Below are 19,492 nucleotides of genomic sequence, written 5' to 3'. Positions count from 1 at the left end.
CGAGCCGCACGGGTGGTACACCCCGTACACCCCGCACGCCCTGTAAGAGCCGCACGCCCCGCACGCCCCGTCCGACCCGCGCAGAACGGAGTCCGCAGATGACCGAACGGACGGCACCGCCCGCGCGCGCCGCACAGCCCCAGGCCACGGCTTCCGCGACCACCCCCGAGCCGGCTTCCGCGCCGCCGCCTTCGGCACCCGCTTCCGCGCCGCCCTCAGGGCCCGCTTCCGCGCCGCCATCCCCGCCCCTGTCCGCGCTCCAGCCGGTCGGGCGGCTGCGGTCGGACTGGCCGCGCACCTTCGCCGACCGGCTCACCGCCCCCCTCCCCGGGCTCGGGGCCCTCGCCCGGCTCGCCCGCGAGGGGGCCCTGCGCCCCCGCCCCGAGGCCCTCCGTGACACCCCCCTGCTGCCCTTCGAACCGGGCCCGCTGCCGCACGCGGGGCCCGACACCCTCGCCGTCACCTGGGCAGGACACGCCAGTTGGGTGCTGCGGCTCGGCGGGCTCACCGTCCTCACCGACCCCGTCTGGTCCCGCCGCATCTTCGGCACGCCCGCCCGGCTCACCCCGGTCGGGGTCCGCTGGGAGGACCTGCCGCCCGTCGACGCCGTCGTCATCAGCCACAACCACTTCGACCACCTCGACGCCCCCACCCTGAAACGGCTGCCCCGTCACACCCCGGTCTTCGTCCCGGCCGGCCTCGGCCGCTGGTTCGCCCGCCGCCGCTTCAGCCGGGTGACCGAGCTCGACTGGTGGGAGGCGGCCGAACTCGACGGCGTCCGCTTCGACTTCGTCCCCGCCCACCACTGGTCCAAGCGCACCCTCCTCGACACCTGCCGTTCGCTGTGGGGCGGCTGGGTGCTGACCGACCGGGCCGGGCGCCGGGTCCACTTCGCGGGGGACACCGGTTACGGCCACTGGTTCGCCGAGATCGGCCGCCGGTACCCCGGCATCGACCTGGCGCTGCTCCCCATCGGGGCCTACGACCCGCGCTGGTGGCTCAGCGACGTCCACACGGACCCGGAGGAGGCGGTCCGCGCCCACCAGGACCTGGGGGCGCGACGGATGGCGCCGATGCACTGGGCCACGTTCGTCCTGTCCTCCGAGCCCGTCCTCGAACCCCTCCATCGGGTCAGGACCGCCTGGGAGAAGGCCGGGCTGCCCCGTGAGGACCTGTGGGACCTGCCGGTCGGCGGCTCACGGGTGCTCATGCCCTGACCCCGGCTCGGAAGGTGTCGCGCGGGGCGTCCCCCGGACCCGCCGCCACAGCGCCGGGACCGTGCTGATCAGCACGGTGAGGACCACCGCGGCGACGACCCCCTGCCACGGCTCGGGGAAGAGCGAACCGCCCAGGATGCCGATCAGCTGGTACGTCGCCGCCCACGCCAGGCAGGCCGCGATGTCCCCCCGCACGAAGCGCCGCAGCGGCATCTCCGAGAGCAGGCACGCGAGCATCACCGGGATCCGCCCCGCCGGCACGAGCCGGGACAGCACGAGGACCGACACCTGATGGCTGTCGAGCCGCTCCTGCGCGTGGGCGAGCCGCTCGGGGGTCGCCCGGGCCCGCAGCGTGGCGAGCCACCGCGAGCCGTTGCGGGAACGGACCCCGCGCTGCCCGAGCCAGTAGAGCGCGGCGTCGCCGAGACACGCGGCGAAGGCCGCCACCAGGAAGACGAAGAGCAGGGCGAGCGGCGAGGTCTGGTGGAAGGCCACCACCGCCGCCGAGCTGACGATCGCACCCGTCGGCACGACCGGCACCAGCGCGCCGAGCGCCACAAGCAGGAACAGGGAGGGATAGCCGACCGCCTGCTGGGTCGACTCGGGCGGGAGCTCCCGCAGCGCGGCCGCGATCCGGGCGAACCCGTCGGTCACCGCGCGACCTCCGGCCGCACCCGTTCGCCGTGGCCGAGGAGATGCACCGCCACCTTCGGCGCGAGCCGTGCCGCATGGCGTACGAACTCGTCTCCCGGCGCGTGGAACTCGTGCGGACGGACACCGTCGAGCCCGATCGGCCAGTACGTGCCGTAGTGCACCGGCACCGCCGCCGCCGGTGACAGCGCGGCGAGCGCCTCGGCGGCCCGGCCCGCGTCGAGGTGGCCGTGCCCGAGGTACGGTCCCCAGCCGCCGACCGGCAGCAGCGCCACGTCCACCGGCCCCACCGCCTCCGCCATCCCGTCGAAGAGCCCGGTGTCCCCGGCGAAGTACGTGCGCGCCTCGCCCTCGACGACGTACCCGAGCGCGGGGGCCCGATGCGGTCCGACGGGCAGCCGCCGGCCGTCGTGGAGCGCCGGTACGGCCCGTACCGTCACGCCCTCCACCGTCACCGTGTCGCCCGGCTCCACCTCGGTCAGCCGCAGTCCGTTCCCGTCGAGCCTGCGCAGTCCCGGTACGGCGGCGGGGGCGCCGCGCGGCACGACGAGGAGCGTCCCGGGCGCGAGCCGGGCGAGCGAGGGCAGATGCAGGTGGTCGGCGTGCAGATGCGAGACGAGGACGGCCTCGGCGACCGCGGCCCCGGGCGGCGGCAGGGCTCCGCGGCGCCGCCGCAGATGGGCGAGCCGCCGGGTGAACAGCGGATCGGTGAGGAAGCGGACCCCGGAGTCCTCGACCGTGCAGGTCGCGTGACCCCACCAGGTGACCTCCACCGGCATGCCGCCTTCCGTTCTCGGGGCTCCGGCCGCCGTCCAGGAGGGCGCGGCCGTTCCATACCTCCCTCACGAGGGTAAATGTCCGGAGCGGGCGCCGGAGGATGTTCGGCCGTCCCGTCCCGCAGTAGGGTCGGCCCATGGACGACGTTCGGGTGGCGGCGATCGCCAGCCTCACCCCGCTCGAAGAGCTGGACAGCGAGCCCTTCCTTGTCGACACGCGCGGCCAGCACGCGATGTGTGCCCGCTGGGCGGACGACAAGGGGTACGTGGTGGCCCGCCAGTTGCTGTTCTACGGCATCCGGCCCGACCACGCGGCGCTGTGGGCGGACGTGGAGGCGGGCGCGGTCGACCTCTTCGTCGCCGCCAACGAGCGGGTCCTCGCCCGCGCGTTGACCTCCGTGCCCGGCTTCCGCGCCGAGTGCGCGCGGCGGGGGGTGCGGCTCGAGACGGTCTGTCCCGAGGAGCCGGTGTACGACGCGGCGGCCAAGGCGGGGGTGCACCGCCGGCTCTCCATGCCGACGGCCGGGTACGACGGTTCCTGATCCCGCACGCGACCTGACGTACGACCTGAACACGGTCCGACACGCGGCCTGACAAGGCGACCGGCGCGGTCCCGGCGCCCGGTCCGACACACGACCTGCTGCCGACCTGACGTACGACCTGACACACGACCTGACACACCCGCGCCGATCGCCCTCACCCGTTTCCCCCGCCGGTCGTGGGCGTTGTGCCACGCTTGAGGCAGGAAACAGGCGAAAGGTGAAGCGGGCGTGGGTGACGGGCGATGGGGTGGCGCCAACCGCTGGCGGTCGGCGGGCGGTGCGCTGGGGCGGGTGGTCGTGGTCTGGGCGGTGTCCACGCTCACCCTGCTGGTCCTCGCGGGGCTGCTCCCCGACTTCCAGCTGCAGTCCGCCGACGGCGACACCTTCACGAGGACGGCGCTCACCGCCGCCGCCGCGGCCGGCGCGTTCGGTCTCCTCGGCGCGCTCGTGTGGCCGCTGATCGTACGGGCGCTGCTGCTCGTCCCCGCCCTGGTCCTCGGTCTCCTCGTGTTCTTCCTCAACGGCTCGCTGCTGCTCCTCGCGCTCTGGCTGACCCCCGACGGACGCGGCGCCGCCGACCCCGAGACCGCCGTCGTGGTCGCCGCCGTCATGTCCGCCGTCGCCTCCGCCACCTCCACCGCCCTCGCCGTCCGCGACGACGACGCCTACCGGCGCCGCCTCTACCGGCTCACCGGCCGCACCCGCCCCCGCGCACAGCTCGCCGGTCCCGAGCAGGTGCCGGGCACGGTCTTCCTCCAGCTCGACGGCGTCGGCCACCACGTGCTGCGCGGCGCCGTCACCGACGGGCTCATGCCGACCGTCGCCGCCATGCTCGACGCCGGCCACCGGCTCACCCCCTGGCGTACCGACTGGTCCAGCCAGACCGGCGCGAGCCAGCTCGGCATCCTGCACGGCTCCAACGAGGACGTGCCCGCCTTCCGCTGGTACGAGAAGGACACCGGCCGGATCATGGTGTCGAACCGCCCGGCCAGCGCGGTCGAGCTCCAGCGCCGGGCCGTGCGCCGCACCGGGGACGGCGGGCTGCTCTCCTACGACGGTGCCTCCCGGGGCAACCTCTTCAGCGGTGGCGCCGACCAGGTCGCCCTCGTCCTGTCGGTGGCCGCCCGGCGTGGCCGGCGCAACCGCTCGCGGGCCGGCTACTTCGCCTACTTCTCCGACCCGGCCAACGCCGTCCGCACCGCCGGGTCGTTCGTCGCCGAGTGCCTGCGCGAGATCGGCCAGTCGACCCGGGCGCTGCTGCGCCGCGAGACCCCGAGGGTCTCGCGCGGCGGCACGTACCCCTTCGTCCGCGCCTTCGCGACGGTCCTGGAGCGGGACGTCGTGGTCTCCGCCGTGATGGGGGACATGCTGGCGGGCCGGACCGCCGTCTACGCCGACCTCGTCGCCTACGACGAGGTGGCGCACCACTCGGGCCCGCACGGCCGGGACACCGACCAGGTCCTGCGGCGTCTGGACCGCGCGATCGCGCTCATCTCCACGGTCGCCGAGCACGCCCCCCGCCCGTACCGGATCGTGCTGCTCTCCGATCACGGGCAGAGCCCGGGGGAGACCTTCGAAGGGGCGTACGGGCTGACGCTGAAGGACCTCGTCAGGGCCGGGTGCGGGCTTCCGGTCCCGCGTCGCGTACGGCGCACGAGGAGCGGTTCGGAGGCGCGGGACGCGGCCAGGGACGCGCTGCGCCTCGCCCTGCACCGGCCGGTGGACGAGACGGGCGAGACGGCGCGGGAACTGCCGGCGCGGCCCTCCGAGCCGGTCGTCCTCGCCTCGGGCAATCTGGGGCTCATCTCGTTCCCCGACGTGCCGCACCGGATGACCCGGGAGGAGATCGACCGGCGCCACCCGGCGCTGCTCCGTACGCTCGCGCACCATCCTGGCGTGGGCTTCGTCCTGGTGGCGAGCGCCGAGCACGGCTCCGTGGTGCTCGCGAGGGACGGGGCGGAGGTGCCGGTCGCCGAGCTCGACGACGGGGGCCCGCTGGCCGTCTTCGGGCCGGGCACGGCGGCGGCGGTGCGGCGCACGGACGGCTTTCCGCATGTCGCGGACATCATGGTCAACTCCATGTACGACCCGGCGACCGGCACCGTCCACGCCTTCGAGGAGCAGCTCGGCTCCCACGGTGGTCTCGGCGGTGAGCAGTCGCACCCCTTCCTCCTGTGGCCGCCCGAGCTGTCGCCGCCGGTCGCCGAGGGGGAGCAGCTGGTCGGCGCCGAGCAGGTGCACCGGGTGCTGCGGCGCTGGCTGCGGGAGTGCTCGGGGCCGCAGGTGCCGCTGTCGTCGCTGGAGATTTCCCTGCCCATCGACGAATCGGAATCAATTCTTCCGGTTGACCGCCCCGCCGTACAGGACAAAAACCTCTGATTTGGACGCCTGTTCGTCGTTACCGGACGATGGTCCGGATTTGTACGACGGAAGGCGCACCACCCCATGAGCACGGCCACCACAACTCCACAGAGCGCACCCCGGACGGACCCCGAGCCGGCCGAACGACGCTCCCGCCGCTTCGGGCTCCCCGTCGCGACCGCCCTGGTCATGGGCAACATCATCGGCGGCGGAATCTTCCTCCTTCCCGCCTCCGTCGCCCCCTACGGCACCATCAGCCTCGTCGCCTTCGGCGTCCTCACCCTCGGCGCGATCGCCCTCGCCCTCGTCTTCGGCCGCCTCGCCCACCGCCACCCCCGGACCGGCGGACCGTACGTCTACGCCCGCGAGGCCTTCGGCGACTTCGCCGGATTCCTGACCGCCTGGTCGTACTGGATCACCACCTGGGTCTCCAACGCGGCCCTCGCCGTCGCCGCCGTCGGCTACCTCGACGTGCTCATCCCCCTCCACGGCTCACTACCGGCCACCCTCGCCGCCGCCCTCCTCATCCAGTGGCTCCCGGCCCTCGCCAACCTCGCCGGAACCCGCTGCGTCGGCGCCGTACAGCTCGTGGCCACCGTCCTCAAGTTCCTGCCGCTGCTGCTCGTCGCCGTCGGCGGACTCTTCTTCTTCGACAGCGACAACCTCGGGCCCTTCCACGCCGGCGGCGGCAGCGCCCTCGGCGCCGTCTCCGCCTCCGCCGCGATCCTGCTCTTCAGCTACCTCGGCGTCGAGTCGGCCGCCGTCAGCGCCGGCGAGGTCCGCGACCCGCGCCGGAACGTCGGCCGCGCCACCGTCCTCGGCACCCTCGCCGCCGCCCTCCTCTACCTCCTCACCACCCTGTCCGTCTTCGGCACCGTCCCGCACGAGCGGCTCGTCGCCTCCAGCGCCCCCTTCACGGACTCCGTCAACCTCATGTTCGGCGGCTCCTGGGGCGGCACCGCCGTCGCCTGCATGGCCCTCGTCTCCATGGTCGGCGCCCTCAACGGCTGGACCCTGCTCAGCGCCCAGACCCCGTACGCGGCGGCCCGCGACGGCCTCTTCCCGAAGGCCTTCGCCCGCAAGCGGCGCGGCGTCCCCACGGTCGGCGTGCTCGTGACCGTCGTCCTCGCCTCGCTCCTCACCGTCTACAACTACACGGCCGGCACCGAGGGAGTCTTCGAGACTCTCGTCCTCGTCACCACCTTCACCGCCACCGTCCCCTATCTGCTCTCCTCCGCAGCCCAGTTCTTCTTCCTGCTCTCCGGACAGTCCGACCGGGTCCACCGCCCCCGACTGGTCCGCGACACCCTCCTCACCCTCGCCGCCTTCGGCTTCTCCCTCTGGCTGGTCGCGGGCTCCGGCTACGCGGCCGTCTACCAGGGCGTGCTGTTCCTCTTCGCGGGCGTGCTCGTGTACGCCGGGATGTCGGCCCGCAGGCAGCGCGCCTGACACCTGGGCCCTTCGGTACGTCGGGCCTTCCGGCAGGTCAGGTCTTTCCGTACCTCGGGCCTTCCGGTACGTCAGGTCTTACGCCGCTCGGGCGGATCTGCGCCCCGGCGGGCCTTCCCGGGGTGCTCGCGGGGCAGTACGGATCACCGTGAGCCCCGCGAACCGGACGACCGGAGCGCCCGCCACCCCGGCGGGCGCTCCGGCGCGCGCGGCCCGGGGCGGGCGCCCCTGGATCGTCCTGTTCCTCGTCCTGCTCGCCCTCGTCGGCACCGGCACGGCGGGAGCTCTCCCCGGCGGCGCCGAGTTCCGCATCGCGGCGGCCGTCCCGGCGCCCGACCCCCACGGCGAGACCCACGACCCGGCGGCCGCCGAGGCCGGACTGCCCCGCAGGGCACGGCGGCACCGCACGGGCGTCCGCCCGGCCCCCGGCCGTCGGCACCCCCGTACCGGCCGCCGCCGACCGTCCCGTACCGCCGCCCCCGCTCCCGTACCCGCCCCGCGCGGCGACGCGCTCCGGCGCGTGGTGATGCGCTGCTGAGAGGAACACACCTCCCGGCAGCCCCCACTTCACCCCGCACCACGAGGAGTTCCGTCATGCCCGTCGACCCGTTCGCCGCCCTCCAGGCCCTGCTGCGCGCCGAGGCGTCCCGCTCCCGGCTCGCCGAACGCCGCTCCGCCGAGCCCGCCGAACCGGCGCCCGCCCCGGAGCCCGAGCGGCCCGCACCCCGTGAGGAGCCCGCCCGCTGACCTCGCGGAGCCGCTGAACGCGGCGGGAGGGCCCGACGCGGGCCCGGGAAATACTCATTGCGGACCGGCGTCCGGTCGTACGAGGCTGACCCGATGACCTCGACCGACCGGAACACAAGGCCCGATCGGTCCGCCGGACCCGCGTCCGGCCCGGGCCCCGACAACGACGCCCTGACTTCCGACGCTCCGGCCTCCGACGTCCAGGCCTCCTCTGCCCGCACGACCGACGTCAGAGGCGTCGCCGCCGTCTCAGGACCCGACGCCGGCGGCCGTGGTCTCCCCTCCCGCGCCGGCGACCGGCTCCTCGCCTTCGCCCGGCGCCCCTACTGGGACCGCCCGGACCCCGCGTACCGCATACGCCGCTGGCCCGACCTCTTCGCGCTCTGCTGCGCCACCGCCTTCTTCTGGTCCAGCCTCACGCCCTCCCTCGTGCCCCGCCCGTGGCACCTCCAGGGGCTCGTCGGCGGGATCACCGCCGTCATCGGATACGCCCTCGGCTCCACCCTCGCCTGGCTCTTCCGCGCCCTCTCGCCCCGGCAGCCGCCCCCCTGGTTCCGTACCCGCTGCTGGCAGGCGTACTGGCTGCTCAGCCCGGTCCTCGCCGTGTGGCTCATCTCCGAGAGCGCCCGGATGCAGCGTCAGCTCCGGGTCCTCCAGGGCCTCCCGCCCTCCCTCACCTGGCACACGCCGGTGATCGCGCTGATCGCGCTCGGTCTGCTGCTCGCCGCGCTCCTCGTCGCCCGTGCCGTACGTCTCGGCTCCGTCACCCTGATACGGATGCTCGGCCGGCTCCTGCCCCGGCCCGTCGCCTTCGCCGTCGGCGCGGTCCTCTCGGCGCTCTTCGTCCTCGTCGGCGTCCGCGACATCGTCTACGACCGGGGAGTCGTCGACATCGCCGACCGCATCGCCGAGGCCACCAACGACGGCACCAAGGACGGCATCCGGCGGCCCGGCTCCCGGTTCGTCTCCGGCGGTCCCGGCTCCCTCATCCCCTGGGCGGACCTCGGCTACCAGGGCCGCAACTTCACCGGCTCCACGCCCACCCGGGACACCCTCGCCGCCTGGACCGGCCGGCCCGCCCGCGCCCCCGTCCGCGTCTACGTGCCCTCCGCGCCGCCCGCCGCCTTCGCGGACGACCTCCCCTTCGCCGCCCAGGCCCGGCTCGCCGTCCGTGAACTCGAACGGACCGGCGCCTTCGACCGGGCGGTGCTCGCCGTGGCCGGCACGACCGGCACCGGCTGGGTCGACCCGAATGTCGCCGAGGCCCTGGAGTACATGTACGGGGGCGACACCGCGATCGTCGCCGTCCAGTACTCGTACCTTCCCAGCTGGGTCTCCTTCCTCGTCGACAAGGAGAAGGCCGGCCAGGCCACCCGCGCCCTCCTCGACGCCGTACGCACCCGTCTCGACGCCCTGCCCGCCGACCGCCGGCCCGCTCTCGTCGTCACCGGCGAGAGCCTCGGCGCCTACGCCGTCGAGGCCTCCTTCGACGGTGTCGACGACCTCCTCGCCTCCGTCGACGGCGCCCTCCTCATGGGCGCCCCGAACTTCTCCCCGATCTCCCGGGAGATCCGCCGCGACCGCGACCCGGACAGCCCCGTCTGGCGGCCCCAGTACCGGGGCGGCGCCCACGTCCGCTTCGCCCAGTTCCCCGAGACCGACCTCGCCCGCCCGGCCACCGACTGGGCCCGTCCGCGCGCGGTCTACCTGCAGAACGCCTCCGACCCCGTCGTCTGGTGGTCGCCCGACCTCCTCCTGGACAAGCCCGCCTGGCTGGACGAACCCCTCGGCCCCGACATCACCCCCGAGATCACCTGGTTCCCCTTCGTCGCCTTCTGGCAGACCTCCGTGGACATGGCCGTCTCGTACGGGGTCGACGCCCCGCACGGCCACCGCTACGGAGCCGGGGCCGTCGACGGCTGGGCCGCCGTCCTCCCGCCCCCCGGCTGGACCGCCGCCGACACCACCCGCCTGCGCGCGTTCATCGCACACCGGCCCGCCGCGTACTGAACCGGCGTGACCGGGAGTCCTGGACATTACCTCGCACGTAACGCCGTGGCTCACTACCGGGCGCCGTATCCCCAGGTCACGGCCATCGACTAGGGCAGGAAGGGCGGCGGGGAGCCAAGTAGGGAGCCACGGCGGGCCGGTTACGCCTCGTTGGGGCGGAAGATCTCGTCCATGGCTTCCGCCCCCTCCGTGATCACGGGGCGGATCTGCTTGCGGTAGACCGTCTCCGTCGTCGCGGTTCCGCTGTGACCGACCAGCCTGGCGATGACTTCGATCGGCGTCCCGTGGTCCGAGAGGAGAGAGACGAAACTCGTTCGGAGCTCCCGGGTCGTCCAGGCCTTCGGTGTCGAGAGGCCGGCGCTCTTGAGCAGGGACCGCAGCTCGCGCAGGACATTCGTCGAACTCCGCTGCGTGCCGTCGAGGTGGCCAAAGACGAGCCGCTCCTCGGACCACTCGATCCCGTCGGCGGCGCACTCTTCCTGCTGGGTCTGGCGATGCCGTGTCAGGACAACAGCCGCATGATGAGGCATGGTCAGCGATCGCTTGCTCTTGCGTGTCTTCGTCTCGCCCTTCTTCCTGACCGACCGCCAGACATCGACGTAAGGACGGTCATCTCCATCGGTGTCGATGTGGACATGCGACCAGGTAAGGGGCCGTTCCTCCTCCGTGCGGACCCCTACGAGCAACGCCAGCACTACATAGGCGTGGATCCAGCTTCCCTGCCTGGCGTGAAGGACGGCGTGTGCCTCTTCCAAGGAAAGGGACTTACTGGGTCGACCCTCCTTCCCTTGAGGCAGTTCGACGAACTCGACTACGTTTCGCGACACCTTCCCGTCGCGCTGAGCCAGAGCGATCGACCGGCGGAGAACGGAACGGATCCTCTTCAGAGTCTCGTGGGAGACCTCTTCGGACTTCGCCGTCAGCCACTCGTCGACCTCGTCGGGGGAGAGCTCGTGAACCTTGGCTTTCCCCAGGTCGGGGATGACGTGGTTCTTGGCCAAGCTTCGGTACGTCTTGATGCTGGCTTCGTCCCGGCCGCGCAACCCACGGTCGAGCCAGGTGTTCACGACTGTCTCGACGGTGTTCTTCGCGGAAGATTTGACGCCCTTCTCCAGCTCGTTCCTGAGCTTGCGAAGCTTGCTTCGAACCTCTGTCTTCGTCTTCCCCGAGACCTTCGGACGTCGCCGATTTCCGTTCGGTTCGTATCCGAGCGAGATGGCTCCGATGTATCGATTCTTGGACTTGTCCCAGTAGATCGAGTCCTCACCGTTCGCCGCCTTCTTGCGCGGTGTGGGTTCGCTGTTGGTCAAGGTGTGAGGGCCTCTCGGAAACGGCGGAGGCCGCGCCTGACGGCGCGGCCTCCGGGGTGTCGGCTTGTCAGGCGGCGTCGGCTTCGCGCTTCAGCAGCTCGATGTACTCCTCGATGTACTCCGTGGGGACGAGTCGGCGCCGGCCGACGCGAACGGTCCGGAGGCGGCCGAGGCGGATCTCCTCCCACGCGGTGGTGCGCTCGAAGCCGAGCACGTAGGCGGCGTCGGGAACGGGGTGCAGCCGCCGCTGGAGCGGCACGGAGGTGACGGGCTGGGGCGTCGTAGCGGTTGCCATCGGGCTCCTTCAGCTCGGTCCGGGGTGTCAGAACCCCGGAAAGTGCTGACAGAACTGACAGAACCTCGCCATGTGGCCTCTGACCTGCTGCTTTGGGCGTTTCAACGGTCGTGACAAAACCTCAAAAAACTCTGACAGAACCTCGGAAACCTCGGTTCTGTCAGGGCGGGTGCTCGCCCCTGGGGGGAGGTTTTTTGAGTTCTGTCAGAGTTTCCGGAGGTTTTGTCAGAGCTCCGGAAGTGCTCGTTTGCACAGGTCAGGTGGCTGGTCGGGAGGTTCTGTCAGTTCTGTCAGCGGATCCGGGGGTTTTCAGGCAGCGGGGGTGATGCGGGGGTGGGTCTCGTAGCGGGGGGAGGGCGGTCGGCCGCCGCGGGTGGTGCGCGGCGGCGGGGGCTGCTGGCGCACCCAGCCGTGCTCCTCCAGCAGGACCAGGGCGGGGTCGAGGTCGCCCATGGCGGGGAACTCGCTGCGGGGCATCGCACGGAAGAGGTCCCGCTTGGTGAACGTCGCGGTGCGGGTCTCGCGCAGGTGGGTCAGCACGCTGTGGGCGGCTTCCTGGGCGGGGTCGGCCTTCATGGCGTCGAAGACGTCCAGGGCGTGGGCGGTGAAGTAGTCCCCCAGCCGGGTGGCGGCGGCCATCGTGGCGGCGGCGATTGGCTTGGTCCAGGCGTCCTCGGGGTGGGCGGCGAGGTGGAGCAGCCCGGCGATGCGGGCGACGGCACCGTCGCGCTTGCTGGCCCAGTTCACGATCGGCGCCAGGCTCCCGTCTTTGCGTAGGCGGGATTCGGTGACGCGCTGGTAGGCGAGCAGGACGGCGTCGGCCTCGGGGGTGAGGGTGAGTTCGACGGTCTCGGTCCAGGCCGCGAGCGTCAGCGCGAGTCGTCCGAGCTTGTGGGCGTAGGCGGCGGCGGTGTCGGGGTTCAGGAGTTCGGGGGTGAGGTTGCGATAGCCGACGAGGGATTCGGGCTTGGAGTAGAGGAACCGGGCGAGCAGGCCGCGGCCGTCGGCGCCCTTGATCTGCCCGATGGAGTCCAGGACGTCGGGCTGCACCGCCAGGCCCATGGTGATGGCGGGGTTCTCGATGTACTGGGCGTCGCGGGCCTGGCGGTTGACGCGCGCCATGTCTCCGGCGTGACCTTTGAGGAAGATCCCCATGTTCGGGACACCGGAGTAGCGCCCGGCGATGATCTCGAAGATCTCGCCCTCCGGGGACAGGATGGAGATCCGTCCGTCCTGCTGGGCGAGGAGCGTGGTCAGGGACTCGGCGGTGATGTCGTCGGCGATGAGCTGCGGCTCGGCCGGGATGACGGCCCGCTCGGCGGACCGGGACAGGGAAGCGGCCTCGGCGGTCAGCTCGGCCAGCTTCTCGGCATCGGCGCTGGCGGCCTGCTTCTCCGCCCGCTCGGCTGCGGCCTTCGCGATCCGCGCGGCGGCGGCGGCCTCGGCCCGCTGCGGCGCGGTGAGCTCGATCAGGGCCTTCTCGGCGGCGAGCAGGGGCTTGGTCATGAGCCCGAACACGGCGCTCTTGCGGTTGCCGGGCGGGAGCGCGACGGCGGTGTAGAGGTTGACCGGCTCGCTCCACTGCCCGCGCACGGTCACGGTGAGGCGTCCGCCGGCGGCGGTGCCGATGACGGCGAGCGCGAGGCACCCGGCGAGGTCGACGGGGGTCTGGGTCTCCTCGGCGACTCCGGCCGTCATGGCGCCGAGCCAGTCGGGCAGCGTGTCGACGGGGAAGACGGGGAGCTGCCCGCGGGGGTTGAGCGGTACGGGCTCGTCCCACACGGGCCCGGCGACGTCCTCGGCGGTCATCTCGTCGAATCCGGCCCACAAGTCCGGCTCGTGCGCGCTCATGCGGAGTCCTCCCGATCGGTCACGGACTGGGGGTCGGTGCGGTGGGTCGGGTGCGGCTCAGAGCCAAAGAGGACGCCTTCGGCGACGGCCATCGAGGCGCCTGTGGCCGGGAGTTGACCGGGCCGTCCAGCGGACTCGGGAGCGTCGTGGATGGGATGGCTCTTAGGAAGCGGGGGGAGGGAGGGGTTCATGCCGTCCTCCGGCCGCCGGCGGGGTTGTGGGCGATGGACCAGTCGAGGCCGCGGGTGATGACGTCGTCGTAGTAGCGCTGCGGCTGGGTCGCGTTCCCGGCCGCCGCCCTACTAAGAGCCTGCTCGACGTCCTGCCGGGTGAGGTCGCCGGACGCGACCAGCCGACCCAGAGCCCGTGCGGCGGCGAGCAGGGTGGCGTTGCGGGTGCCGTCGGCGGCGCGCGCGACGTTGTCGGCCTCGTTGCGGAGCGCGGCGGCGGCGTACCGGGACGCTCGGACGGTGAGCGGTACCGGGGGCGCCGTGGCGGCCTGTACGGGCTGGGGGCGGGTCGTGAGGGCGTCCAGGATCCATGCGGGCAGTGGTGCCGGGGGGCAGCTGTCGAGGGTCTCGTACGTGCCGTCGGGGGTGTGGCTGCCGGGGGCGACGACGTAGCCGCCCCACCCTCGGGTGTCGATGTGCTTGCCGAGCCGTCCGGCGGTGTTGCCGAGCCGGACGCCGTCGGGCTGGGTGAAGTACAGGTGCATCCCGCCGCGCGCGGTCCGTACCCGGTGGGTGAGGGGGACGGCCTGTCCGGCGCGCTCGCAGAGCGCCTCGAAAAGAGCGACGCCGTCAGGCGTTCCTTCTGCGTCTGTCGGTTTGAGCGTGTCCAGGTCGACCACGAGCAGGCCGGAGGGGCCGGTGGCGATGCCGATGTTGTACGGGGCGTGCGTCCAGGCGGCGGTGAGGAGGTCGTGGTCGGTGGTGGCGCGCTGCTCGGGGGTCTTGTGCCCGTCCGTACAGCGGCCGGTACCGGAGCAGTCGCGGTCGCGGTGGCCGGCGGGCCGCTTGTCGCGGGGCGGAGGGGGAAGACGGGCCAGCCGCGTCCGGCGGCGCTGATCGCGTGGGCGAGCAGGTCCAGGCCGGGCAGGTCGATCACGGGCAGCTCGCTCATGCGGCCACCCCCGCACGGGCCTGGGCGAGGAAGGCGGCGCCGATCCACCGGCTGTAGGCGGGCGGGATGGCCTCGGTGAGTTCCTCGCGGACGTCCGTCCAGTCGATGCCCATCGCCACCTGCAACTCCGGCACGCTCGGCTTCCCGCCGCCGTTGCCGTACGCGGCGACGTACGGACCGTCGAAGAACTCACCGTGCCGCCAGCCCCGCACGCGGCCCCGATGGGGGACGTGCGCGGGCCGGGCGACGCTCCAGCGGCCGAGTTCGAAGTTCCGGTGCCGGATCACGCCGAGTCCGAACTGTTCGCCGCACAGGGTGAGGTCCTTGCGGATCTCGGCGCGGCCGTTGGGCTGCTCGATGACGTACGGAAGCCCGGAAGCCTCCAGCAGGTTCCGGGTGGGCGGGACGAGGTCGACGTGGTCACCGCCCCACCCCTGGGACCGGTTGGTGCCCACGGTCAGGGCGCATCCGGCCTGGCAGGGCGGGGAGGAGTGGACGAACGCGTAGCGCTGGATCTCGCCGGACGCGATCAGGGCGGCGAGGTGCTCCAGCGCGTCGCCCTGGACGAACCGGTAGGGGTAGTGGGGGCGGGGGCGGATGTCGACGCCGACGACGTCGAATCCGGCCCGGTGGTAGCCGGTCGCCGCGCCGCCGGCGCAGCAGAACAGGTCCAGCAGCAGCGGCCGGGCGGCGTGCTCTCGCCGGAAGAGGGTCGGATGGGTCATCCTGGGGTTCTCCAGTTCTGTGAAAGGTGCTGGTTGACGAGGGCGGCCCCGGTCTTTGGCGAGAGAGGGGCCGCCCTCGGCGTAGCTACTGGTTGGTGATCCAGCGGGCGTACTGCTGGCGGGTGTAGTGGCGGGGGTCGCAGATGACGGCCGCGTCGTCGGCGTCCATGAGCTGGCGTGCCGCGCGGTCGGCGGCCTCGTCGGCGTCGCCGGAGGTGGACAGGGCGATGCGGTCGAGGAGGGCGGCCTTGCGCAGCCAGTACTCCCTGCTCGTCTCGCTGCCGAACGGGCGCTCGGCGGCGGTGCGGGCGGTCCAGCCGATCTCGCTGATGACGCTCGGGGCGTCGGCGTAGGCCTGCTCGGGCGTCGGCCAGTCCTGGGCGGCGGGCCGGGTCAGGAGGTTGCGGGCGGTGTCGATGCGGCGCCCGACGGAGTGGGCGATGTGGGCGGCGGCCGCGTCCAGGGCCTTGACCGCGTCGTCGTGGTCCGGCTGCCACTCGGCCACGGTGGCGCCGGCGGCGGTGATGACGTCGGCGAGGAGCGGGAGCAGGCCGGTGCCGCCGGTCGCGGGGTCGTGCAGGAGGCGCAGGAGGTGGCGCTGGTCGGCCGATTCCAGGCCGGTCCGGATCTCGCGGAGGAGGTCTTCGAGACCGGTTCGGACGATCGTGGTGGAGGCGTCGATGCGGTGCTGGACGGTCCGGGACACGGGGTCTCCTCAGAGGTTGGAGAGGGCGTCGATGACGCTGTTGGTGAGCTGGTTGATGGGCTTGGCGGCGCCGGTGGAGGCGAGGAAGAACCCGAACCCAGCGGCGATGAACGCGGAGCCGTAGGTGAGGCTTCCGGCGCGGAGGAGGAAGTACAGGACGAGTCCGAAGAGGGCGACGAGCGAGACGGTTATGGCCATGCGAGGGCCTTCCTGGTGATGGGTGGTGGGGTGGGTCAGACGATGGCGCAGTCGGGGCAGGTGGCGAGCGAAGTGGGGATGCAGTAGCCGCGGTCGAGGCGGCAGGCGGGGCAGGTGCGGCGGGCGCGCATCATCGCCTCGTGGGAGCGCCAGCGTCCCGGTGTCATCTGCCGTACCGGCTGGGCGAGTTCGGTGTCGTAGAGGTAGGCGAAGCGCCAGCCGTGGCGCCAGTAGCGGATCTGGGCGACGGGGTCGTGGCCGCCGGGGCGGAGACCGGCGGCGCGGAGCTGGCGGCGGGTCATGAGCCCGGCCGGGGCGAGGTTCTTGCGGTAGGTCGTCACCGGTCCTCCTGTCGGGCCTCCGCAGCGGCGGTGCGGACGAGAGCGAGGACTTCGGTGCGGGTGCGGCCGGTGGCGTCGTTCCAGCGGTGGTACGGCTCGCTGATTCCCCGGGCGGCGAGAACGGCTTGCAGGCGGTGGCCGGCGGAGCGGGCGGTCGTCTCGTCGCCGTAGCCGAGACGGAATAGCACGGCCTGGGCGCCGAGGATGCACCGGCGGCCGGAGGTGGAGCGGAGGGAGCCGCGGTGCCAGCCGTAGCGCTCGATGACCAGCGCGGTGAGCTCCAGGTGTTCGGCGACGCTGATCTGTCGTCCGCCGCCGTGGAGCTGGCGGAGCAGCGGGAAGTTGAGCACCCAGTCGGGCAGGATCCGCAGCGCGCGGGCCGGGGCGACGAGGACCGGCGCGGCCGCCGTCGCCGGGGAGGTGCCGAGGGCTTCGGCGACGAGCTCGGCGGTGGTCTTGGTGACGAGCGGGTGAGCGGTGGTGCGGACCCGGGCGGCGAGGTACTGCTCGATCTCACGGACCAGCAGCGCGGCCTCAACGGCCACGTCGGGGGCCGGGGTGGCGGGGGCGGTGAGGGTCTGGACGGTCACGATGCCTGACTCCTTATGTACCGGTTTGGGCTAGGACGGAGACCCGGACAGAGCCCGGACGGCTCCGCATTCGTGCAGGTCAGAGCGTTGGGCGACTCGGGCGGATCCGGGGCCGACCTGGACGCGACTGTCCGGGTCGGGGGGTCTGGCGTCCGGGTCGGAGCCCGGTCCGCCAGGGGGTATTCCGGGTTAATACGGGCACTCGTCCGGGTTGTGTCCGGGTCTGAATCAGGCGGAAAGCCCGAATCGGCCGGTGGCGGCGGCCTCGACGCGGGCGAGCGGGTAGCCCGCGAGGCGCGAACCCTTCGGGCCCCACGGCCGCTTGGCCTTCTCGTCGTCCGTGCGCTGGACGAGGGCGGCGAGCTTCTCGGCCGTGACCGTCACGCCCTGCGACTTGAGGTAGTCGAGGATCACCTGGCCGGGGAGCCAGTCGACGGAGATCTCCTCCTCCGCCTTTTCCCGGTCCATGCCGCCGTTGACGGCCCTCTGCCGGGCGGCAATGTCCTCGACGAAGAAGCAGGCGAGGACCTCGGCGAGGATCGCGGCGTCCTCGTCTCCCTCCTCCGCGTGCGTCCGAAGCTGGTCGATGAGACGGAGCGGAGCCTTGGGCAGTGTCCCGGCCGCGCGGCGCCACTCGGTGGCCCGCTCCAGGAGGGTGTCGACCTGCTCGTCGGTGTAGTAGTCGGCGCGGACCATGGTCGGGTTGGTGCCCTCGGCCCACAGCAGGCCGGCGCCCCGCATCTCGGACTGGATCGTCTTCGCGCTGTAGCCGCTCGCGGCGGCGCCCTTGCCGAGGATCGTGTCGGAGGCCTCCGGGGTGGTGCAGCGCAGCGCCCACCGGATGGACAGCAGGTCCCGGAGGCTGGTGTCGACGACGTCGGAGCCGGGCTTCTGCGTGGCGCAGAAGGTGATGATCCCGGCCGCCCGCCCACGGGAGACGAGGTTGCGGAGCTTGCGGGTGATCTTCTTCCCGTACTCGTCGTCGGTGGTGTAGAGCATCAGCTCGTCGACCCACAACAGCAGCTGACGCAGCTCGGGGTGCTTGTTGGCGAGTTCCTCGGTGACCTTGCGCTTGCCGAGCTTCTTCAGCAGCGCGTACCGGGCCTTCATCACGTCCAGGAGTTCGTCGAGCATGGCGCTGAAGGCTTCGGGGTCGGCGTCGCCCTCGTAGCGCTCGCAGAGGTGCTCGAACGGCTCCAGGTCGCCGCCGCCCTTGCCGTCGGCGAGCCAGAGGATGACGCGCGGGTCGAGCGCGGCCGCGAGCAGGATCGTGTTGCCGGAGGCGGACTTGCCCGCGCCCGGCTCGCCGCCGATCAGGCCGGAGCGCTCCACGACGGAGATGGACTGGTGGATCCCGCGCACGTCGGGGCCGATGCTGATCCGGCCCCAGAAGTCGGCGGCCGACTCCAGTGCTAGGAGCGGGCCGGGGGCGGCCTTGTCGGTGAACGGCAGGTCGCGGGAGACGTAGAGCTCGATGCGTCCGGCGCGGCCGCGCTTGGCGACGGAGACCTGTGCCTCCTCCACGCCGAACGCGGCGGCCAGTTCGTCGGTCGCGCGGATCGCCTTCTTCGCCGGGACACCCGGGGGCAGGTCGAGGACGGCCGTCCAGGCGCCGCGGGTGTCGAGCATCGGCATCTGCACGACACCGAGGGACTCGTCGGAGCCGATGACCTTCGCGGCCCGGAAGGTCTGGTCGAGCATCGGGACGGTCATCCGGTCGCCGTCGCCGAGCGAGCGCCAGTCACTCGTCCAGTCAGCCTCCTCGTCGTACGGCTTGCGGCCGACGAACGCGCCCCCGGCGAAGGTGGAGAGAAGGCCGGCGGCCAGGCCGAGGCCGCCGCCCATGACGTAACCGGTTCCGATCGCGGTCAGCGGCGGGCCGTAGACGACCCCGGCGCGCAGGTTGCGAGCCCGGTTGCGGTCCTTCTTCGCCTTCTTGTGCAGCATGACGGCTTCCTCGGCGGCCTTCGTCGCCTTCTCCGCCGCCTTCATCGCGAGCTCCTTCTTGGAGCCGAGGATGCGCGGCGTGAAGCGGGCATGCCGGGCGGCGAGCCGGGCCTCCCGCGTGAGGATGTGAGCGGTGTGGGAGGCGGACTGGACGCGGACGCCCTCGAAGCCGACGACCCACTCGTGGGCGCGGCGGGTACCCCGGCCGAACTGGCGGACGTGACCGTGCTGGGTGGGCTGGCGGCGCATCCAGCGGCGGAAGTCCCGCCGTCGGGCACGGGAGAAGACTCCGGCCCAGGCGGCCCAGCCCTCGGCCGAGCGCATCCACGCGGGGATCAGGGGGCGGTCGTCGAAGTCGTCCAGGTCGACCTTCTCGACGACCGGGGCGACGGTGGCCGGGGTGGTGGACTTTTCCAGGATGACGCGGGCGGTGTCGAGGACGACGGTGCGGTCGTCCGGGCCGATGACCGTCGGCGCCACGGTCGGCATCGGGGGAACGACGGCCGGGTCGGTGCCGTCGGGGAGGTCCGACCAGTCGTCGTCCGACGGGACCGGAGCGGGGGCGGGGAGGGTGGGGCGGAGGAAGGTGACGGTCGCGATCGTCGGCGGGGGCGGGGTGGAGGGGGTGTGCGGTTCGGCGTGGTTCTCGGTCAT

Annotated in this window: 19 protein-coding genes; 7 read left to right on the top strand and 12 right to left on the bottom strand. The window is 72.7% G+C overall.

Annotated elements, in window-relative coordinates; all coding sequences use genetic code 11:
- Positions 1-98 precede the first annotated feature (98 nt).
- The gene (locus ACZ4VK_RS11895) at positions 99-1,217 is read left to right on the top strand and encodes an MBL fold metallo-hydrolase (protein WP_468351105.1); all 1,119 of its coding nucleotides are present in this window, start codon (positions 99-101) and stop codon (positions 1,215-1,217) included.
- On the opposite strand, the gene ACZ4VK_RS11890 is transcribed toward ACZ4VK_RS11895, so the two are convergent.
- Together ACZ4VK_RS11890 and ACZ4VK_RS11885 are read right to left on the bottom strand one after the other, a co-directional pair.
- A complete protein-coding gene (locus ACZ4VK_RS11890) occupies positions 1,197-1,871 on the bottom strand; it encodes a DedA family protein (RefSeq protein WP_468351103.1) in 675 nt (224 codons plus the stop codon). The two genes, ACZ4VK_RS11895 and ACZ4VK_RS11890, sit on opposite strands and share 21 nt — an antisense overlap.
- Complete coding sequence (locus ACZ4VK_RS11885; RefSeq protein WP_468351102.1) at positions 1,868-2,647, bottom strand: MBL fold metallo-hydrolase; 780 nt, start codon at positions 2,645-2,647, stop codon at positions 1,868-1,870. The genes ACZ4VK_RS11890 and ACZ4VK_RS11885 overlap by 4 nt, the downstream gene beginning before the upstream one ends.
- A gap of 134 nt (positions 2,648-2,781) precedes the next feature.
- On the opposite strand from ACZ4VK_RS11885, the gene ACZ4VK_RS11880 reads away from it, so the two are divergent.
- The 6 genes from ACZ4VK_RS11880 to ACZ4VK_RS11855 all read left to right on the top strand — a co-directional run bounded on the left by ACZ4VK_RS11880 (position 2,782) and on the right by ACZ4VK_RS11855 (position 9,753).
- Positions 2,782-3,186 carry a recombinase family protein gene (locus tag ACZ4VK_RS11880; RefSeq protein WP_468351100.1) on the top strand — a complete coding sequence of 135 codons (405 nt, stop codon included), beginning with the start codon at positions 2,782-2,784 and terminating at the stop codon, positions 3,184-3,186.
- A gap of 228 nt (positions 3,187-3,414) precedes the next feature.
- Entirely contained in the window at positions 3,415-5,565 is a 2,151-nt protein-coding gene (locus ACZ4VK_RS11875) for a phage holin family protein (RefSeq protein WP_468351098.1), read from the top strand.
- Positions 5,566-5,631: 66 nt separating this feature from the next.
- The gene (locus ACZ4VK_RS11870; RefSeq protein WP_468351096.1) at positions 5,632-6,996 is read left to right on the top strand and encodes an amino acid permease; all 1,365 of its coding nucleotides are present in this window, start codon (positions 5,632-5,634) and stop codon (positions 6,994-6,996) included.
- Positions 6,997-7,144: 148 nt separating this feature from the next.
- Positions 7,145-7,534, top strand: a complete 390-nt coding sequence (locus ACZ4VK_RS11865) for a hypothetical protein (protein ID WP_468351094.1) — start codon at positions 7,145-7,147, stop codon at positions 7,532-7,534.
- Between the two features lie 56 nt (positions 7,535-7,590).
- On the top strand, positions 7,591-7,743 hold the full coding sequence (locus ACZ4VK_RS11860; RefSeq protein WP_468351092.1) for a hypothetical protein: 153 nt from the start codon (positions 7,591-7,593) through the stop codon (positions 7,741-7,743).
- 93 nt (positions 7,744-7,836) lie between these two features.
- Positions 7,837-9,753, top strand: a complete 1,917-nt coding sequence (locus ACZ4VK_RS11855) for an alpha/beta hydrolase (RefSeq protein WP_468351090.1) — start codon at positions 7,837-7,839, stop codon at positions 9,751-9,753.
- A 140-nt stretch (positions 9,754-9,893) separates the two neighbouring features.
- Here the strand turns inward: ACZ4VK_RS11855 and ACZ4VK_RS11850 are convergent, their stop codons facing one another.
- From ACZ4VK_RS11850 to ACZ4VK_RS11805, 10 genes are all read right to left on the bottom strand, one after another.
- Positions 9,894-11,063, bottom strand: a complete 1,170-nt coding sequence (locus ACZ4VK_RS11850; RefSeq protein ID WP_468351088.1) for a site-specific integrase — start codon at positions 11,061-11,063, stop codon at positions 9,894-9,896.
- A 67-nt stretch (positions 11,064-11,130) separates the two neighbouring features.
- Entirely contained in the window at positions 11,131-11,358 is a 228-nt protein-coding gene (locus tag ACZ4VK_RS11845; protein WP_468351087.1) for a helix-turn-helix domain-containing protein, read from the bottom strand.
- A gap of 309 nt (positions 11,359-11,667) precedes the next feature.
- Positions 11,668-13,209 carry a YfjI family protein gene (locus tag ACZ4VK_RS11840; protein ID WP_468351085.1) on the bottom strand — a complete coding sequence of 514 codons (1,542 nt, stop codon included), beginning with the start codon at positions 13,207-13,209 and terminating at the stop codon, positions 11,668-11,670.
- Positions 13,210-13,396: 187 nt separating this feature from the next.
- Complete coding sequence (locus ACZ4VK_RS11835; protein ID WP_468351082.1) at positions 13,397-14,347, bottom strand: bifunctional DNA primase/polymerase; 951 nt, start codon at positions 14,345-14,347, stop codon at positions 13,397-13,399.
- Positions 14,328-15,056 (bottom strand): DNA methylase, encoded by a 729-nt coding sequence (locus ACZ4VK_RS11830; protein ID WP_468351080.1) that lies wholly within the window; start codon positions 15,054-15,056, stop codon positions 14,328-14,330. The genes ACZ4VK_RS11835 and ACZ4VK_RS11830 overlap by 20 nt, the downstream gene beginning before the upstream one ends.
- Before the next feature lie 85 nt (positions 15,057-15,141).
- Positions 15,142-15,762 carry a hypothetical protein gene (locus ACZ4VK_RS11825; RefSeq protein WP_468351079.1) on the bottom strand — a complete coding sequence of 207 codons (621 nt, stop codon included), beginning with the start codon at positions 15,760-15,762 and terminating at the stop codon, positions 15,142-15,144.
- 9 nt (positions 15,763-15,771) lie between these two features.
- Positions 15,772-15,960 (bottom strand): hypothetical protein, encoded by a 189-nt coding sequence (locus ACZ4VK_RS11820; protein ID WP_468351077.1) that lies wholly within the window; start codon positions 15,958-15,960, stop codon positions 15,772-15,774.
- Between the two features lie 35 nt (positions 15,961-15,995).
- A complete protein-coding gene (locus tag ACZ4VK_RS11815; protein WP_468351075.1) occupies positions 15,996-16,301 on the bottom strand; it encodes an RRQRL motif-containing zinc-binding protein in 306 nt (101 codons plus the stop codon).
- Complete coding sequence (locus ACZ4VK_RS11810) at positions 16,298-16,891, bottom strand: DUF6197 family protein (protein WP_468351073.1); 594 nt, start codon at positions 16,889-16,891, stop codon at positions 16,298-16,300. Before ACZ4VK_RS11810 ends, ACZ4VK_RS11815 begins: the two co-directional genes overlap by 4 nt.
- Positions 16,892-17,119: 228 nt before the next feature.
- The gene (locus tag ACZ4VK_RS11805; RefSeq protein ID WP_468351071.1) at positions 17,120-19,492 is read right to left on the bottom strand and encodes an FtsK/SpoIIIE domain-containing protein; all 2,373 of its coding nucleotides are present in this window, start codon (positions 19,490-19,492) and stop codon (positions 17,120-17,122) included.

Source organism: Streptomyces sp. NPDC028711, from assembly GCF_055565415.1.
Note: the sequence above shows the minus strand (reverse complement) of the source record. Positions and strands in the feature narration are given on the sequence as shown.

Coding starts and splice junctions, on each gene's coding strand:
- ACZ4VK_RS11885 (WP_468351102.1), bottom strand. CDS start 2,647: ATGCCGGTGGAGGTCACCTGGTGGGGTCACGCGACCTGCACGGTCGAG.
- ACZ4VK_RS11860 (WP_468351092.1), top strand. CDS start 7,591: ATGCCCGTCGACCCGTTCGCCGCCCTCCAGGCCCTGCTGCGCGCCGAG.
- ACZ4VK_RS11820 (WP_468351077.1), bottom strand. CDS start 15,960: ATGGCCATAACCGTCTCGCTCGTCGCCCTCTTCGGACTCGTCCTGTAC.
- ACZ4VK_RS11805 (WP_468351071.1), bottom strand. CDS start 19,492: ATGACCGAGAACCACGCCGAACCGCACACCCCCTCCACCCCGCCCCCG.
- ACZ4VK_RS11840 (WP_468351085.1), bottom strand. CDS start 13,209: ATGAGCGCGCACGAGCCGGACTTGTGGGCCGGATTCGACGAGATGACC.
- ACZ4VK_RS11880 (WP_468351100.1), top strand. CDS start 2,782: ATGGACGACGTTCGGGTGGCGGCGATCGCCAGCCTCACCCCGCTCGAA.
- ACZ4VK_RS11845 (WP_468351087.1), bottom strand. CDS start 11,358: ATGGCAACCGCTACGACGCCCCAGCCCGTCACCTCCGTGCCGCTCCAG.
- ACZ4VK_RS11855 (WP_468351090.1), top strand. CDS start 7,837: ATGACCTCGACCGACCGGAACACAAGGCCCGATCGGTCCGCCGGACCC.
- ACZ4VK_RS11830 (WP_468351080.1), bottom strand. CDS start 15,056: ATGACCCATCCGACCCTCTTCCGGCGAGAGCACGCCGCCCGGCCGCTG.
- ACZ4VK_RS11895 (WP_468351105.1), top strand. CDS start 99: ATGACCGAACGGACGGCACCGCCCGCGCGCGCCGCACAGCCCCAGGCC.
- ACZ4VK_RS11870 (WP_468351096.1), top strand. CDS start 5,632: ATGAGCACGGCCACCACAACTCCACAGAGCGCACCCCGGACGGACCCC.